We start from the raw sequence: 1324 nt of genomic DNA, 5'->3' as shown, positions 1-1324 counted from the left end.
ACGTTCTGCCGCCTGTTGATGCCCGATGCGCTGAAAGCCTACTATACAGAGAGTTACGACCTCAGCTCCCCGGCATCCGCCGAAGCCAGGTTAGCTGCCTACGGCCTGATTAATCTGGATGAATTCGACAAGCTGGGGGCGTCCAAAATGCCCCTGCTGAAGAATCTGATGCAGGCTTCCGCGCTGAATATCCGCAAAGCCTACAAACGCAGTGCCTCGGCACTTCCCCGCATCGCCTCGTTCATCGGCACCAGTAACCGGGAAGACCTGCTGGTGGACTGCACCGGCTCACGCCGCTTCCTCTGTGTCAGTCTGGAGCATGCCATTGACTGTACCACCCCCATAGAGCATGAGCAACTGTACGCCCAACTCAAGGCGGAANCAACACAACGCCCTGTTCTACAAGCATGTACCCGAAGAGGAGGTGTTCCGCCTCTGCTTCCGCTTTGCCACGGAAGAGGATAATCCGCAGGAGGTGCTGACTCTTTCCGCCACCCAGTTGTTCGAGCGGATGAAGTCCGCCCATCCCTCAGCCATGAGGGGCATGACGGCCTACAGCCTGAGCCGCATCCTGCCCCAGTTGGGCGAGCGGGTACATACTGCCAAGGGGAATGTATATCGGGTGGTGGAATGCTAGGCATCTGCAGGAAATGTGTTCCGAAGTAAAAGTTATCCTTGCTGATGGAGAATATAGAGGGGAACTGATTGATAACGTACAAATGTAAGTCCGGATAGATTATTCAAGTAGTAATCTTTTGGCTACAATTTGCATTGGCATATATAATAATGTATATACTTTGTTTTCCTATAGTTTATGTTCTTGTTTTTATGTTCTACAACAGGTTTATAAATCAGGCAGTTAGCTAAAAGTGCTTCAAAAATTAATAAAAAAGTGTTTGATATATTTGGATGTAATACTAAANTATATAATAATGTATATACTTTGTTTTCCTATAGTTTATGTTCTTGTTTTTATGTTCTACAACAGGTTTATAAATCAGGCAGTTAGCTAAAAGTGCTTCAAAAATTAATAAAAAAGTGTTTGATATATTTGGATGTAATACTAAAATGTCCTATTTTTGCACCCGCTAAGCAAGAGAGCTGGTTTGTAATTGACAGATTGAATTTATCGCTTACTGATGAAGAAACAAAAAAGTTTCAAAAAAGTTCGATAGAAATTTGGTAGATTAAAATAAACGCTCTATCTTTGCAAAACCTTTCCGAATAAAAATAAGGAAAGCACGGAAGAAGAGTTCTTTGAAACGATTATACATAAACAAACAAGTAGTACAAGTCTACGCATTATATATAATGTATAGTGTGT

Annotated in this window: 1 pseudogene; it reads left to right on the top strand. The window is 43.1% G+C overall.

The features are described from left to right. A pseudogene (locus IR173_RS17955) lies at nt 1-637 on the top strand (DUF3874 domain-containing protein); the annotation flags it as partial. Between the last annotated feature and the right edge of the window lie 687 nt (nt 638-1324).

The sequence above is a fragment of the Phocaeicola faecalis genome (assembly GCF_021730445.1).
Classification (GTDB): Bacteria; Bacteroidota; Bacteroidia; order Bacteroidales; family Bacteroidaceae; genus Phocaeicola; species Phocaeicola faecalis.
This window is presented reverse-complemented; position numbering and strand designations above follow the sequence as displayed.